General features: G+C 43.8%; 11 protein-coding genes. 9 read left to right on the top strand and 2 right to left on the bottom strand.

Annotated elements, in window-relative coordinates:
* Positions 1-333: 333 nt before the first annotated feature.
* Positions 334-2,496 carry a fatty acid oxidation complex subunit alpha FadJ gene (gene fadJ, locus FM019_RS14005; RefSeq protein ID WP_143836562.1) on the bottom strand — a complete coding sequence of 721 codons (2,163 nt, stop codon included), beginning with the start codon at positions 2,494-2,496 and terminating at the stop codon, positions 334-336.
* Between the two features lie 11 nt (positions 2,497-2,507).
* The gene (fadI, locus tag FM019_RS14000; protein WP_143836561.1) at positions 2,508-3,818 is read right to left on the bottom strand and encodes an acetyl-CoA C-acyltransferase FadI; all 1,311 of its coding nucleotides are present in this window, start codon (positions 3,816-3,818) and stop codon (positions 2,508-2,510) included.
* A gap of 240 nt (positions 3,819-4,058) precedes the next feature.
* On the opposite strand from fadI, the gene FM019_RS13995 reads away from it, so the two are divergent.
* The 9 genes from FM019_RS13995 to FM019_RS13955 all read left to right on the top strand — a co-directional run bounded on the left by FM019_RS13995 (position 4,059) and on the right by FM019_RS13955 (position 14,330).
* Positions 4,059-5,015 (top strand): AAA family ATPase, encoded by a 957-nt coding sequence (locus FM019_RS13995; protein ID WP_143836560.1) that lies wholly within the window; start codon positions 4,059-4,061, stop codon positions 5,013-5,015.
* Positions 5,016-5,020: 5 nt separating this feature from the next.
* Positions 5,021-5,959: a DUF58 domain-containing protein gene (locus FM019_RS13990; protein ID WP_143836559.1), complete on the top strand. Its 939-nt coding sequence runs from the start codon at positions 5,021-5,023 to the stop codon at positions 5,957-5,959.
* A 1-nt stretch (position 5,960) separates the two neighbouring features.
* Entirely contained in the window at positions 5,961-6,464 is a 504-nt protein-coding gene (locus FM019_RS13985; RefSeq protein ID WP_143836558.1) for a DUF4381 domain-containing protein, read from the top strand.
* On the top strand, positions 6,457-7,461 hold the full coding sequence (locus FM019_RS13980; protein WP_143836557.1) for a VWA domain-containing protein: 1,005 nt from the start codon (positions 6,457-6,459) through the stop codon (positions 7,459-7,461). Before FM019_RS13985 ends, FM019_RS13980 begins: the two co-directional genes overlap by 8 nt.
* A complete protein-coding gene (locus FM019_RS13975; RefSeq protein WP_143836556.1) occupies positions 7,458-9,320 on the top strand; it encodes a VWA domain-containing protein in 1,863 nt (620 codons plus the stop codon). Before FM019_RS13980 ends, FM019_RS13975 begins: the two co-directional genes overlap by 4 nt.
* Positions 9,320-11,038, top strand: a complete 1,719-nt coding sequence (locus FM019_RS13970) for a BatD family protein (RefSeq protein WP_143836555.1) — start codon at positions 9,320-9,322, stop codon at positions 11,036-11,038. Before FM019_RS13975 ends, FM019_RS13970 begins: the two co-directional genes overlap by 1 nt.
* A gap of 36 nt (positions 11,039-11,074) precedes the next feature.
* A complete protein-coding gene (locus FM019_RS13965; RefSeq protein ID WP_143836554.1) occupies positions 11,075-12,925 on the top strand; it encodes a DUF885 domain-containing protein in 1,851 nt (616 codons plus the stop codon).
* 141 nt (positions 12,926-13,066) lie between these two features.
* On the top strand, positions 13,067-13,624 hold the full coding sequence (locus FM019_RS13960; RefSeq protein ID WP_143836553.1) for a sigma-70 family RNA polymerase sigma factor: 558 nt from the start codon (positions 13,067-13,069) through the stop codon (positions 13,622-13,624).
* Positions 13,617-14,330: a DUF3379 family protein gene (locus FM019_RS13955; protein WP_185969291.1), complete on the top strand. Its 714-nt coding sequence runs from the start codon at positions 13,617-13,619 to the stop codon at positions 14,328-14,330. The genes FM019_RS13960 and FM019_RS13955 overlap by 8 nt, the downstream gene beginning before the upstream one ends.
* Positions 14,331-14,383 lie beyond the last annotated feature (53 nt).

Here is a 14,383-nt window from a genome sequence, read left to right as displayed (position 1 = left end):
TCGGCAATACAAAGGGACCAAACAGCAACCCAACCAAAGCCCACTTTTTCGCAGGTAAAGCGCTTCTGTAAGACTCTACATAGTAGTAAAAACTAAATAATACGCTAACTATAAAAGCAAGTAACATCAAAATCCTCGCCAACAAAAAAACAATTAAGTGGTCGAATTATACCCAATTAAAGCTCAAAAACTATAATTTATAGAAGCTTAATGTAAAAAAACCGAGCAAAGCCCGGCTTTTAACAGTTACTTAACATTAAGTTAACCCCTACCCCATATATGCAGGCCTGTAAGCACCGTTATTTCTAATCGAGGATTGGGGTTACGTTAATTTTAATAAAACGTTTTATCTTTTTCTGCCATTTCAACAAGATTGCTAGCTGGAGTAAATTTGTCACCCAATAATGCAGCATAGTGATTGAGTCTATCTACAACGTGTTTGGCACCCAATTTATCCATATAGCGGAATGGTCCACCGAGAAATGGAGGGAATCCAATACCAAATATTGCTCCTATATCGCCATCCCGTGGATTGCGAATGACTCCCTCATGCAAACACATTGCGGCTTCATTTAACATCATCAACACACAACGCTCTGCTATTTCAGCAGCACTTAGGCCTTGAGCAGGAGTAATACCTAAAAGTGTATAAACACTCTCATCTACCTCTTTACCTGGTTTTTTGCCTGAATAGTCATAGAATCCACGCTTGTTCTTTTTACCTTTGCGATCGTCAGCCAATACTTTGTCAAATGCGTCGGCAGATTTAAAACGGTCACCAAATTGTGCCATCAAAATAGGAATAATTTTTGTTCCAACATCAATTCCTACTTCGTCCAATAATTTTACTGGACCCACAGGGAAGCCGAACTTCACTAGCGATTTATCGATATGCTCGATGGGTTCACCTGAGAGTAAAACGTTCGCCGCTTCGTTCATGTAAGGCGCAAGGATTCGATTTACATAAAACCCTGCACCGTCTTTTACAACGATCGGCGTTTTGCCTTGTTTTCTGGCCAGCTCAACGGTTGTGGAAATCGTCTGGTCGGACGTTTTCTCGTGTGCAATAACTTCAGCAAGCGGCATTTTGTCAACTGGCGAAAAGTAGTGCAATCCTATTACCTGTCCGGGGCGTGCAGCATTTTCTGCAATTTGACCGATAGGAATCGAAGATGTATTCGACGCAAAGATGGTATTTTCATTACAATGGGTTTCCACATCGTTGACCATTTTTTGCTTGAGTCCCAAATCTTCAAATACCGCTTCAATAACGACATCAGCATCGCCAAAGCCAGAGTAATCCACACTGCCTGTTAGTAACGCCATTTGTTTTTGCATCTCGGACTTACGCATAAACCTGCGGTTAACCTTTTTAATTAGCAAGTCATAAGAGTATTTCATGGCATTGGCTATGCCTTCTGAGCGGATATCCTTTATGCGCGCTGGCAAACCCGCTTTTGTGGCAGTGACAAAAGCGATACCGCCACCCATCAATCCACCGCCTAAAACGCCTACCTTTTTCAGTTGCCCCGGCTCTACGCCAGTCACACCAGTTTCCTTCTTCATATCGGTGGTAGCAAAGAATATATTTCGAAGCTGTTCAGATTCCGCTGTCATGACTAATTGGCCAAAATTACGTGCTTCAACGGCCATACCTTTTTCAATACCTTTGGAAATGCCCGTTTCAATACAATCGATAATTAACTCAGGTGCAGGATAATTCCCTTTTGTTTTAGAGATAGTTTGTTTGCGTGCCTGATTGAATAACGTATTGCGACCAAATGGCGTGCGTTCAAGAAATTTGCCCATCAAATCCAATTTGGGTTCTTTGCGTCTTGGTTTCTGGGCTTGAGCCATTTCAATGGCGACATCAAGTAATACGGATTTGGGAACCATATCGTCGACGATACCCGACTTTAGGGCCTGCTTCGCTCTCACTGGCGCACCGGTCAACATCATTTTCATGGCTTTTTGAATACCAATGAGTCGAGGAAGTCTTTGCGTGCCGCCACTTCCCGGCAACAAACCTAGCTGAACTTCGGGTAACCCCATCTGCGTCTTTTTATCATCACTGCAAACTCTAGAGTGACATGCAAGTGCCAGTTCTAAACCGCCACCAAGTGCGGGGCCATGAATCGCAGCAACAAAATGTGCGCGCATATCTTCCATGCGCTGAAATATATCTTGCCCGCCTTTGGATACCGTTTCTGCATCCTCGGCAGTTTCACATGATGCCAACATGCTAATGTCAGCACCGGCAACAAATGAACCATCTTTGCCACTGACTACAACGACTCCTTTGATATCTTTATTGCTATCAATGGCGTCTAACATTTCTGATATTTGCTCAGCAAACTCAATTTTGAGTGTATTCATTGACTCGCCGGGCACATCCATAGACAAGATGGCGACTCCGTTATCTTTAACGTCGAGAGTAAAGGCGCTTTTATTCTTTTCGGCGCTCACTTTTTTGCTGTCTTTGTCGGTATTAGCCATAATCTATCCCCTTACTCTGTTTCAACAATCATTGCTGCGCCCAAACCACCTGCAGCACACGCGGTCAACAAACCAGTACCACCGCCCTTACGGTTCAGGTCATTGAGCATTTGCGTAATCATACGTGTGCCCGTGGCAGCAAATGGGTGGCCATAAGCAATAGAGCTGCCCATTTGATTAAATTTGTCCATATCGATCTCGCCAGTAGCTTTTTTACGACCCAGTTTCTCTTGGGCAAATTTGTCACTTGCAAACATCTTGACGTTGGCAAGGGTTTGCGCGGCGAAGGCTTCATGCATTTCGATCATTGTAAGATCATTGAGTGTCATACCTGCTTTATCCAGTGCAATCGGTGTAGCATAGGAAGGCCCCATTAACATGTCTTCCCACACATCAATGGCAGCAAAGGCATAGCTCTTTATATAACCCAGGGGTGCATAGCCCAAGGCCTTAGCACGGCTTTCGGTCATCATGATCACTGCTGATGCCCCATCAGTAAGCGGTGTTGCATTGGCCGCCGTTACCGAACCATGTTTACGGTCAAATACCGGTCGAAGTTTTGCGTATCCATCAAGTTTGGAGTCAAACCTGACATTGTTGTCTTTTTCCAAAGCACCTTTGAATGGTTCGGCATAGGCAGTCATGACCTCACCATCAAGATTTCCATCATTCCAATTTTGCGCAGCCAAAGAGTGAGAGCGGTGGGCAAGTGCATCCTGCTCTTGACGAGTAATACCGTGAGTTTTTGCCATTTGCTCTGCAGTTTGGCCCATCGATAGCCCCGTAGAATACTCAGCTACAGCTGGTGGAACAGGCAACAAGTCTTTTAGTTTAAGCTTTTTGAAGATATTGAACTTTTGGCCGAATGTTTTAGTTTTTTGTAGGTCTGTCAGTGCCCTGGCCAAGTTTTTTGACACGCCAATGGGAGACACAGAAGTAGAATCTGCACCACCAGCAATACCAACTTCAATATTGCCAGCCATCATAGACTCTGCAATATTTACAGTTGACTGGAAACTCGTTGCGCAGGCGCGAGACACAGAATAAGCGTCGGTGTGCACGTTCATTCCCGTACCCAAAACAATTTCACGCGCGATGTTTGGTGCTTCAGGCATTTGTACAACCTGACCATAAACCAATTGCTCAACTAGTTGAGGATCGAGGTTGTTGCGTGTCAGCATCTCATTGACAACCATTTTGCCCAAATCCACTGCGGGTACGCCATGGAAGTAGGTTGCCATCTTTGCAAAAGGCGTCCGTAAGCCTGCTACTATAGCGATTCTATCGCCGTTTCTGGTGGTGACTGTTTGCTTTGCCGACATTATCTGTCCTCATGTTTTTGTCAGTGGTCTGACCTGTAATGATGTGCCGATTGTACAGACTGCGAGGGAAAATTCAAATTCTAGTTAACTATTGGTGATTTTGCTGTTTTCTGCGCACAGTTATTTGTCGCAGGATTTCGTGCATTTGTAACATTGTGTTTTTTTTAAGGAACCCTATATAGCTTTTTGTGTCACTATGTTGGGCTAACGCCTCATCTATCATGCAATTAGGACAAATGAATGGCTGTAGAAAATTTTAAACAATTGCAAACTTACCTTGACTCTCAAGTCTTGGGACAGAGCAATCTCACACACAACATAATGATTGCTCTGCTTGCCAACGGACATTTGTTGGTGGAAGGACCTCCAGGATTGGCTAAAACCCGAGCGGTCAATGCATTAGCAAAAGGATTGGAAGGCGATTTCCACCGCGTTCAATTTACCCCAGATTTGTTACCTGCCGATTTGACCGGTACAGATATTTACCGACCAGAAACGGGCGAATTTATTTTTCAAAAAGGTCCTTTGTTTCACAACTTAGTGTTGGCCGATGAAATAAACCGAGCACCTGCCAAGGTTCAGTCTGCTTTGCTTGAAGCCATGGCAGAACGCCAAATCACTGTTGGGAACAAAACCTATCCATTATCAGAACTGTTTTTGGTAATGGCCACACAAAACCCGATTGAGCAAGAAGGTACGTACCCTCTGCCTGAAGCGCAACTTGACAGGTTCTTGATGCACCTGGAAATTGATTATCCTGGCGCGCAAACTGAACTGGACATACTTCGGCTAACCCGAGATGAAGCGATTGACGAAAAGCAGGTTAGTGTCAGTCACATTCCTCAAGCGGAAATTTTTAATGCACGTAAAGAAGTATTGAAAATTCACTTGGCCGAATCCCTTGAACGTTATCTCGTTGAGCTAATTATCGCCACCCGTACGCCTGAAAAATACGATGAAAAACTTAAGAGTTGGATTGAATTTGGTGCCAGTCCACGAGCGACGATTGCACTAGACAAATGTGCTCGCGCCCATGCTTGGTTGATGGGAAGAGACTTTGTCGGCCCTGATAATATTCAGGCAGTATTTCATAACGTACTACGTCACCGTATTTTGATGAGTTATGAAGCGGAAGCAGAAGGTATTACTGCCAATGAACTTCTCGATAGAATTTTAAAATTGGTACCTGTTCCGTAATTATTATGGTCGATCATGCAGCATGGCTTAACCGCCTAAACGCCGATGGCGTCACATTAAATATCAAGCAACTGGTACATTACCAGTCTAAGACCAGCTTGATCAATTTAACGCCGCGCAAGACTATCCAGTCCAAACTTGCTGGCGGTTATCTGGCTAAAACAAAAGGCCGCGGGATGGAGTTTGATGAAGCCCGTCACTATCAGCCTGGTGATGACATTCGTGCTATCGATTGGCGAGTTACTGCGCGCTCTGGAAAAACTCACACCAAATTGTACCGAGAGGAAAAAGAACGACCAATTTTTGTTCTAGCAGACTTATCTGCAAATATGCATTTCGGAACTCAACTTCTGTTTAAATCGGTGCAGACCGCACATTTGGCGTCTCTAGTAGCATGGGCAGCTCGGGCGCGAGGCGATCGTATTGGTGGATTTATTTTCAACCAGCATCGACATATTGAACTTAAACCCTTTACACGCCAAAAGGCGGTGTTGGGCTTTTTACATGGTCTAATGGAAGTCCATGATCCAAGCGAGACAGGCGTAGGAGATTTTACCTTTGCAGACGCCTGCGCCCGTTTGAGAAGGCTAGTTCACCCAGGTAGCTTAGTGTTTTTACTTAGCGATTTTAATGGGCTTAACGATGCTGCTAAGCAGCATATCAGCCGTATATCCAGACATAGCGAAGTGGTCGCCTATTCAATTACCGATCCGTTTGAGCATGAGTTGCCCCATGTCAATCACTCGCAACAGGTTGATGTGACCGATGGCGTGTCACGGCAGCGTATCGTTTTGGGTGATCAAAGCATTACTAAACAATATAGAAACGCTCATTTAGCCCAATTCAATCGAATCAAAAACACTTTACAGCAATGCAAAACACCACTATTTCCACTGAGTGCTTCCTTACCGTTAGAGCAACAATTTATGGCAGGAAGGAAATAACATGGATCCGCTAGCCCAATTACAGGATATACACGTACCTGAAGAAGTTGGTCTTTGGCCGCTTGCATGGGGATGGTGGGCGCTACTAGGCTTGACGTTGCTGAGTATTTTAGCCATCAGCTTTACCTTATGGCGCTGCAAAAAATTGCGAAAAATACGCAATTCGGCACTGCGCGAACTAGACGGAATGGACCAAACGAACCCTGATTATTTCAACGAGCTCAATGCCCTTCTTAAGCGCACTTGTATTGGTTACTTCGGACATGAGAGCGTCGCTGCCCTTTACGGAGACAGTTGGCGCGCATTCTTAGCAAGTATGCTCGGTGATAAGCGCAAAAATGCATTTGAATCGGCATTTAGTGAGCTACAAGAACAGATGTATCGCCAGCCGTCTGCTGAGCTTCTCACCTCACCGAATGATGCTAAAACGATCGTTATTGTTTGGTTAAAACACGCGTTGCCACCCTCCCCTGCTAAAATTGAGGAGGCAAAGTCGCATGTTTGAATTAACCTGGTGGTGGGTGTTGTTCTTGACTCCCCTACCTTTTTTAGCGTTGTTATTACCTAAACATAAAAAAGCGCAAAGTGCTGCATTACGTGTTCCTGCACTTACCCAGGGGTTACAACAGTCTTCTATTGAACAAGGATCAAGTCGGCTTAAAAAGGCGCTGGCGGTTATTGCGTGGTTTTGCCTGGTACTCGCAGCGGCGCGACCCCAATGGCTGGGAGAACCTGTAAATATACCCACACAAGGACGAGATTTAATGCTAGCAGTCGATCTTTCTGGAAGTATGAATCAAGAGGACATGGTGGTAAATGGTCGTCAGGTTAATCGTCTTCTGATGATTAAATATGTGCTTAGCGATTTTATTGCCCGCCGCGTGGGTGATCGTTTGGGTCTAATTCTCTTTGCAGATACGGCCTACTTGCAGGCTCCACTTACCTACGACAGAGATACAGTTGAGCAACTACTTAAAGAGAGTCAGATTGGATTGGTCGGTGAGCAAACCGCTATCGGCGATGCCATTGGCTTGTCTATAAAGCGATTTTCTAATAAAGAAGAGTCCAACAAAGTACTCATATTGTTAACGGATGGGCAAAACACCGCAGGTAATATCACGCCTGAACAAGCTAACGAACTCGCCATCAATAACGACGTAAAAGTATATACCATTGGCGTGGGTGCCGAATCTATGGTGACCCAAGGATTCTTTGGGACTCGTCGCACCAACCCCTCGCGTGATCTTGATGAGGATATGCTTTCGCAGTTAGCGCAAAGCACTGGTGGACAGTATTTTCGCGCCAAAGACACCCAATCATTGCAACAAATTTACAGTATTTTAGATGCGTTAGAGCCGATTGAAGGAGAGAGTCGCCAAATGCGACCGCAACAAGCCTTATACTTTTATCCACTATGTGCCGCATTGATTTTGACCGTTTTATTGGCACTTCTGCCAATAATGAACAGGCTAAACACACAATTTAGGGAGCGGATCAGTTGATAGATTTTAGTCAATTTCATTTTCTTCGCCCTGAGTGGTTTTTAGCCCTAATCCCACTATTGGTTTTATATTTTGCGCTGCGAAAAATGCATTTATCTCAATCAGGCTGGCAAGGGGTTTTGGCAGGCCACCTGTATAAACATCTTGTTACTAGTAAAATACAAAAGGGCAAACGGCCACCTTTATTCTTATTAGCTTTAGGATGGTTTGTAGCTGTCACGGCTCTCGCTGGGCCCACGTGGGAGCAACTGCCACAACCCGTGTACCAATTAAATACCGGGAAAGTTGTATTGATCGATATGTCATTGTCAATGCGTGCAACGGATATTAAACCTGACAGGCTGACCCGAGCAAAATTCAAAGGCATCGATCTTATACAACAAATCGATGAAGGAGATGTAGGCCTGGTCGCTTATGCCGGGGATGCGTTTACGATCAGTCCTTTGAGCTCAGATTCACAAAACTTGACCACACTTTTACCGAGCCTTTCACCAGAAATTATGCCCGTGGCAGGAAGTGAACCCTATTTGGGTCTGAAAAGTGCCACGGACCTTCTCAAAAATGCGGGGTATTTTGAGGGGGACATTTTTTGGATCACCGATGGTGTGGAAATGTCTCAATTGGCAGAGCTCAATGAATTTATTTCCAAATCGCCCTATCGCATTTCAATTCTGGGTGTTGGCACCGCAGATGGAGCGCCAATACAGCTGGTAGACGGAGACTTTTTAAAAGATGCCAGCGGCGCAATTGTAATACCCAAAATGGATGAAACAAAATTGTCCGGACTTGCGGCGCGAAGTGGGGGTAGATTTGTCAGAATTCGTTCAAATGATACCGATATCGAGTATTTAGTAGACCAGAGCCTAACGAGCTCAGAAACGACTCAGGATGACACACAGGAAGATAAATTTGGTGATCAATGGAAGGAAGCAGGTCCATACTTGCTGTTGTTGCTGCTGCCTATCGCTGCATTTAGCTTCCGACGTGGATACATGTTTATCGTTTGCATAGTGTTAGGTAGTGGACTTATGACACCTCAGCCTGCGTATGCCTTTCAATGGCAAAACTGGTTCAAAAATGATGACCAGAAAGGCAGTGAAACCTTTGCCAAAGGTGATTATTCGCAAGCTGCGGAACAGTTCAACGATCCAATGTGGAAAGGGTCGGCATTGTACAGAAATGGAGATTACGAAGCGGCCTTGCAACATTTTGCAAAAGTGGACGGTTTCGAAGGCCTCTACAATTCAGGGAACGCATTGGCAAAATTAGGAGAACTGCAAAAAGCCATAGAAGCATACGATGCGGTGTTAAATGAACAGCCCGACCACGAAGACGCAAAGCAGAATAAAGCCTTACTTGAAAAGCTTCTAGAGGAACAGGAGCAACAACAAGATCAGCAATCTCAAGATCAACAGTCGCAAGATCAGGAGTCTCAGGAGCAATCGTCTGAATCTCAGGATCAACAAGATCAATCCCAATCTGATCAAAACCAACAACAACAAAGCGACAGTCAAGAGCAAAATGACCAAACGCAATCAAAAAATGAGCAAGAATCTGAACAACAAGAACAACAAAGCCCTTCACAAAACTCTGAACAGCAAAATGAAGAGCAAGAAGAATCAGCTGAAGAACAACAAAACCAGGCTGAGCCTGAGCAGCAAAACGAACAGCAAAGCGAGACCGCCCAGCAGTCTGAACAGCCGTTGACAGATGAAGAGCGAGAACAAATGCAAAGAATGCAAAATTTGTTAAATCGTGTGCCTGACGACCCAGCATTTTTATTGAAACGCAAAATGATGTTAGAAAACCAACAGCGCCGCCAAGAACGCTTACCAAATAGAACAAGAAGGAGTTGGTAATGAGATTTACGAAGCTTAAATCGTCGTATTGGTCGTTACTTATTATCGCTATTTTAATGTCTGCTGCATTTGCAACGCGCGCGGCGGTAGAATCGGTTGCGGCTTCAATTGATAAAAACCCTGCGATGGCAGATGAGTCAATTGTATTGACCGTAGTGGCGACAGGAAGTGCCAGAGGGGACGAATTTGACCCTTCGATCCTCGATGATGATTTTGTTGTAGGTAGAACGTCAGTGAGCACACAAACACGGGTGGTAAACTTTGACACGACCCGTTCCACCACATGGACAACCATCCTTATCCCAAGAAAAGAAGGATCCTTTGTTTTACCCGCGTTTAATGTTGGGGGAAAAACAACCCAACCTATTCCGCTTAGGGTAATTCCCGCCTCCTCAGCAGGACCGGGTCAAGCCAGAGAAGCTTTTGTCACCGCACAGGTAGACGACAGTGTTCCTTACGTGCAGCAAGTCGTAAAATATACGGTTAAAATCCACCTGGGCGCCGAATTGCAAAGAGGGAGCTTGCCGGAGCCAACGGTCACTAACGCGGAAATTCGCTCGTTGGGTAAAGACAATGAGTACTCCGATATCATTGATGGTCAACGTTATCGAATTATTGAAAGAAGTTATGCCATCATTCCACAATCGAGTGGTTTAACAACGATAAAAGGACCCATGTTCGAAGGAGAGATTGTTTCTCGTAATCGGACAAGCTTTAGTTATTTTAATCGCACTCGCCCAATCAATCGTGTTGCACCAGACATAGAACTAAACGTGCAACCTATTCCTGGTTCATTTACCCAGCAGTGGCTACCCAGTGAGTTTGTTCAATTGAACGAAGAATGGCAACCTGCGCTTGATCAAATTAGAGTCGGTGAGCCGATTACCAGAACAATTACCTTGTCTGCATTAGGCGTCGCTCAAGAACAATTACCCGAAATCACTGGCGACTACCCACCAGGGTTTAAAGTGTATCCCGACCAGCCGGCCACCACGAGTGTTGCCAGAGACGGCAATATCATTGCGCAACGAGTTGAAAATATCGCTTTGATCCCAAATCGCGAAGGCCAATTTGTGTTACCTCCTGTAAGGGTTCCATGGTTTAACCTGCAAAACAATCAAATTGAATACGCTGAAATTCCTCCGCAAAGCATTAATGTGTTGCCAGGTCAGATTAACGGCCAGATTCAACCACCAACGACTACACCGCAAATTCAGTCAACAGAGATCAATACATTGGATACATCGTTTACTGAACAGCCACAAACTCACGCTGCACCGCTATCCAACAGCTATTGGAGCTTCAGCAGTTGGATATTGCTTGTATTATGGATGGTTACTTTGATGTTTTGGTGGTTTACATCGATGAAAAAGCCGGTAGACAACATCGACGCTATCAATAACAATGCCAATGAAAAAGAAGCATGGAGGCAACTACTCATTCATATTAAAAATCAAAATGTCAGCCAGACATATCAAGGGCTGCAGTTTTGGCTGGCGGAGTTATTGGATAATAGGAATGCAGACTTATCTACACTGCAATCTATTCTTAATTCACCTGAGCTTGATGAACAAATAAGCTTGATGATGGCAAGCCAGTATGCACGAGATGACATTCAATGGAAAAGTGATAAGCTAAAGCAGGTGATTAGTCGAATAAGAAATGACTATTTAAATTCAACTCATAATAAAAGCGCTCTCCAACCGCTCTATAATTAGCAGTAAGTGGTGCACTTAGACAGGACGCATTAATACATGAAAACTTTGAAAACGCTCTTCCCCATTAGTCTCTTGGCATTCGCTCTAGCAGGATGTTCAAAGCCTGAAGCGCCAGCCCAATCGACAGTCACAGCCGCCCAAAAAAGTGCTGAGGCAACACAAAGCCTCAACGAGTCAGAGCGATTGGCTGCATATTTTGCAACGATGTTTGAAGATGATTTAAAGCGTTCGCCTATGAGCCAAAGTTATTTAGGCTATAAATGGGACTACGACAAATGGGATGATCTTACGCTCACTTTTCAAGATGAAATGGCACAAATCAGACGTCAGCGTCTTGAAGATTTGCAAGGTTTTGACCAAACCCAACTTGATGATCAAGAAAAGTTAAGTCTAGAGATTGCGAAAGTCGATTTGCAACGCAGAATCGCAAACGATGAATACCGTTATCACACTTACATCATGCATCAATTTAGAGCTTTTCACACAACGGTTCCCAGCTTTCTAATCAATATCCATCGTGTTGAAAGTGTAAAAGATGCTGAAGATTATATTTCACGTTTGCAAGGAGTTCAGCCACTATTTAGCCAAGTAATTGAGCAACTGAAAAAACGCCAAGAACTTGGTGTTTACCCGCCTAAATGGTCCTATGATCAAATGATCCAAGCGTCGCAAAATGTGATAAGCGGAAATCCGTTTTTGGAGTCGGCAGAAGACTCGACAATCTGGAAAGACTTCCAATCTAAAGTCGATAACCTAGACATATCCAACGCAGAAAAATCAGGACTAATCGCTAACGCACGTACTGCATTGCAAGAATCAGTTCTTCCCGCCTATCAAGCACTCATAGCAGAATTAGTCTTACAAAGAGAATTGTCTCCGGAAGGTGATGGGGTTTGGCGTTTACCTGATGGTGAAAAATGGTACGACAACAGGTTGAACTGGTTTACCACAACGGATCTTGATGCTGAAGAAGTGCATAATATTGGACTTGAAAATGTCGATCGTATTCATAAAGCAATGCAAGATATTATGACGCAGGTGAGCTTTGAGGGCACCTTGCAAGAATTCTTTGAATTTATGCGCACCAGTGAGCAATTTTATTATCCCAGCACCGACGAAGGTAGAGAGCGTTACATGAATGAAGCCAAAGCCTTCATCGATGAAATGGAAGCGCAAATCCCGCTTTACTTTGGCTTAGTCCCCAAAGCTAGAATGGAAGTAAAACGGGTTGAGGCCTTTAGAGAAAAATCGGCGGGAAAAGCGTTTTATCAAAGCCCATCAAAAGATGGCTCGCGTCCGGGTCGCTACTACGCAAATTTGTATAATATGAAGGATATGCCTATTTACCAAATGGAGGCTTTAGCCTACCATGAAGGCATTCCAGGTCATCACATGCAACGCGCTATTGCCCAAGAGCTTGAAGGGATCCCTGAATTTCAGAAGTATGTTTCATTTACAGCTTACACCGAAGGTTGGGGTTTATATACTGAAGAGCTTGCCAAGGACATGGGTTTTTATAGAGATCCCTATTCTGACTTTGGACGTTTAGCAATGGAACTTTGGCGAGCCTGTCGACTAGTGGTCGATACCGGGATCCACGCAAAACAGTGGAGCCGTGAAAAAGCGATTGAATACCTTGTGGAAAATACACCTAATCCACAAAATGATGCCGTGAAAGCTATTGAACGCTACATTGCCATGCCGGGACAAGCAACCGCCTATATGATTGGTAAACTCAAGATCATGGAGTTGCGTGAAAACGCAATGCAGGAACTAGGTGAAAAATTTGATATACGTGGATTCCACGATGAAATATTAAAAGATGGGCCTGTACCTTTGAATATATTGGAAAACAAGATAAAGTCTTGGGTAGAAAGCCAAAAATAATCTGTTTCTAAAATAATAAAGATTTAAAGAGTCCGGCTATTGCCGGACTTTTTTTAATTTGAATGATGACTTTTTTAAATGAATTTCTCTTAAAAAATAGTTATAAATATCAAAAGGTTAAAAAAAAGGACGTAAAGTCTTATGTTTTCTCGAAAGCAATCTGCAAATGACTCGGTCTCTGAGGACATGGCAAGTAAACAAAAACGCTATGAAGCGCTAGTAAACGCGTTGCATGGTGACATATACCGTTACGCATATTGGTTAGTCAAAGACAAAGCTATAGCTGAAGATATCGTTCAGGAAACCTTTTTAAGAGCCTGGAAATCTTTAGATTCGTTGAAAGACGAAAAAGCAGCGAAGTCTTGGCTCATTACCATATTGCGACGAGAAAATGCACGTCGATTTGAACGTAAGCAGTTTGACTTGGTTGACATGGATGATGTTGCACTTGCTGATGATGGACTATCAAATGAAACCGAAATAGAACATCGAGAACTTAGAGCGCTAATGGCAAATCTGAGCGAAGAATACCGTGAACCACTGATGCTACAAATAATCTTTGGGTACAGTGGAGATGAAATTGCGGAACAATTAGATCTCAATAAAAATACGGTGATGACAAGATTGTTCCGAGCACGCAACCAATTAAAAGAGGCATTAGAGAAAGCTAATGACAGTCGAGGTTACAAAAATGGATGATTTAAATTTCCGTCGTACCATTTACGCAGAACCTAATTGTGATTCAGAGGAAGTTAAAAGCGCTGCCGCTGAAGATCCCAGTAAGCAGGAATTTTGGGATGAAATTAGACAACTGGACTCAGCAATCACTCAGGCTAGTAAAGTTACTGTGCCTGAAGATCTTGCGCATAGGCTAATTTTGCGTCAATCCATTGAAAGCCATAAGGCGAATAAAAAACGCGGAAGGGTCCACCTTGCACTTGCTGCATCGGTGATATTTACTTTTGGTTTAAGTTTCGGTATCTGGCAACAACAAAGCACCCAGTATATAGGTGAGCATGCTTTGGCGCACATTTATGAAGAAGGTAATGGTTACGCGATGAAAGCCAGTGCTGATATCAGCATTGAGAAGGTCAATACCCAGTTAGCAAGCTTAGGCGCGCAGTTTACACAGCGTTTAGGAAAAATTATTTATGCGAATTTCTGCAATTTTGACAATGTCAGAAGTTATCACATGGTGATGGAAGATACTGATGGCAGTAAATATGTTGTTTTTGTCGTACCCCATTCTGACAAACTTAAACTTGAAGAAGAGTTTTCGGATGACAAAATGACTGGGCAAACATTCAACACCAGTCACGCAAGTGTTGTTGTCGTCGGTGACAAAGGCAAATCAATTGAAGAAGTGAAGTACAAACTTAAGCAAAATATGCTGTTTTCCGCCTAAACGCCCTACTTCTGGAAAAAGCCTTATCAACTTGATAAGGCTTTTTATTATTC

Source organism: Aliiglaciecola sp. M165 (assembly GCF_007197995.1).
Lineage (GTDB): Bacteria > Pseudomonadota > Gammaproteobacteria > Enterobacterales > Alteromonadaceae > Aliiglaciecola.
Note: the sequence above shows the minus strand (reverse complement) of the source record. Positions and strands in the feature narration are given on the sequence as shown.